Source organism: Nonomuraea sp. NPDC049400, from assembly GCF_044466425.1.
GTDB lineage: Bacteria > Actinomycetota > Actinomycetes > Streptosporangiales > Streptosporangiaceae > Nonomuraea.
The window spans coordinates 1-2,168 of record NZ_JBITMP010000143.1 but is presented as its reverse complement, the minus strand read 5'-3'; the positions used below and the strand labels follow the sequence as shown (position 1 = coordinate 2,168).

Annotated in this window: 2 protein-coding genes; one reads left to right on the top strand and one right to left on the bottom strand. The window is 66.2% G+C overall.

Features of this window, described 5'->3' with window-relative positions:
* On the bottom strand, positions 1-263 hold a 263-nt coding region (locus ACIBVN_RS60775), incomplete at its 3' end, for a TetR/AcrR family transcriptional regulator (RefSeq protein ID WP_397152013.1).
* A 454-nt stretch (positions 264-717) separates the two neighbouring features.
* On the opposite strand from ACIBVN_RS60775, the gene ACIBVN_RS60770 reads away from it, so the two are divergent.
* The gene (locus tag ACIBVN_RS60770) at positions 718-1,917 is read left to right on the top strand and encodes an IS701 family transposase (RefSeq protein ID WP_397152015.1); all 1,200 of its coding nucleotides are present in this window, start codon (positions 718-720) and stop codon (positions 1,915-1,917) included.
* Positions 1,918-2,168: the final 251 nt, after the last annotated feature.

Sequence of the window (2,168 nt, the reverse complement as noted above, 5' to 3'; positions counted from 1 at the left end):
TGTGCGAGTGCCCGCACCTGGGCCCGTGCCGACGCTTCGCCGCTGATCGCCGTGGCGAAGCGGGCCTCAAGGTCGGCGAAACCGCGGCGGGCGATCGCCGAGAGCAGGAGGTGATGTGTGGGGAAGTAGCGGCGCGGGGCGCCGTGCGACACGCCCGCCTCCCGGGCGATCTCCCGCAGCCCCAGGTCGGCTGCCCCGCGCCTGAGCACGAGAGCCACGCCCACGTCGATCAACCGTTCCCGAACAGATCCTGCATCGCTCATAGACACTGTCTACCACGATTTGTAGACAGCGTCTATCGATATCGCCATTGACTAGCTGGACAGGTGCTGCGCTGCTTGGCGATGGTGGCGCGCTTGAGCGGCGGTGCCCAGTGCGCGCCCCCACGGTAAGCAGGCCGGTGGCGGCGGCAACCGAGGAGAGGAGCCCTGATTGTGCCGAACTGAACTTTTCATAGATGATGGCGCCTTATGCGAATATTGGGCACTCTGGGGCGAGCTGTGGCCGCCGGGGCGATCGTTGGTGCGGTTGAAAGCGTGCTGTACGTCCCCGCCGAGGGCCCCGCCATCTTCCATGCCTTCGCCGCCTTACTCCTCCCGCTCCCACTCAGTGTCATCTTGACCAGTTGGTTCCGGGTTCCACGGGCACCTTAGTACTACTATTAGGGTTTGTGATCTACAGTCTCTGGTTGTGGCTGATGGGGTAACAGAGGACGTTCTGCGGTCGTGGGTGTCGGGGCTGGATGACCTGTTCGCGCGAGTGGCGGGTCGGTTTCCGCGGGTGGAACCGCGGCGGCAGGCGCGGGCGTATGTGACCGGGCTGCTGGCGCCGGTGGAGCGCAAAAACGGCTGGCAGTTGGCGGAAGCGGCGGGGGATGCTGCTCCGGACCGGATGCAGCGGTTGCTGAACAACGCCCGCTGGGATCCGCGGGGCATGCGTGATGACCTGCGGGAGTACGTCTTCGAGCAACTCGGTGCTGTCTCGGGTGTGTTGATCGTGGATGAGACCGGGTTCATCAAGAAGGGCACCGGGTCAGCCGGCGTGCAGCGGCAGTACTCGGGCACGGCAGGCAGGGTGGAGAACTGCCAGCTCGGCGTCTTCCTCGCCTACGCCTCACACAGGGGACGGGCGTTGATCGATGCCGAGCTGTACCTGCCCAAGTCCTGGCTGGAGGACCCGGAACGCTGCGCCCGGGCGGACATCCCTGACCACGCTACCTTTGTGACCAAACCGGCTCTGGCTCAAGCGATGCTGGAGCGAGTGCTGGCGACCGACAGCGCCCCCGCCCAGTGGGTGACCGCGGACGAGGCCTACGGCCAGGACCACAAGTTCCGCTCTTACCTGGAGAAGCAGCAGGTCGGTTACGTGGTCGCCGTCCCCCGGAACCAGTCGCTGGGGACGGGTATCGGCTACGGCAACACCGGCTCCCGCGCCGACGACGTGGTCGCCGACGCGCCGCCCGAGGCGTGGAAGCGGCTATCGGCTGGCGACGGCGCCAAGGGCCCACGCCTGTACGACTGGGCGATGGCGACGCTGCCGCCCCATCTCGACGACGACCTCGGTGGCCCCACAGCACGCAAGCGATGGCTCCTGGTCCGCCGCAACCTCACCGAGAACGACAGCGGCGAGCTGGAACTGGCCTACTACCTATGTCACGGCCCGGCCGGCACCACCATTGACCAACTCGTCCGCATCGCCGGAGCCCGCTGGGCCATCGAAGAATGCTTCCAGGCCGCCAAGAACGAAGTCGGCCTGGACCAGTATCAGGTCCGCCGATTCGACGGCTGGCACCGCCACATCACCCTGGCCATGCTCGCCCACGCCTACCTCGCCGCTACCGCCGCCCACGCCCCAAAAGCAGCCGCGGCCTGGTCCCCCTCACCCCAGCCGAGATCCGCCGTCTCCTGGCACACCTGACCAGCGCCGCCACCCGCTCACTCGACCACGCCCTCCAGCACACCCTGGCCTGGTCCACACTCCGACGCATCCACCAGACCCGAGCCCGCGCCAGCCACAACTGGAAACGCTGGCTCCGTCACAACAAGATCGTCCTATAGATCACGAACCCTAGTAGTAGTACTAGTACTACAGTCATGTTTTGTGATCTATAGTCGGATCCGTGTCGGATGTGGTGACGTCTGAGGATCTCCAGTCGTGGGCGGCGGGGC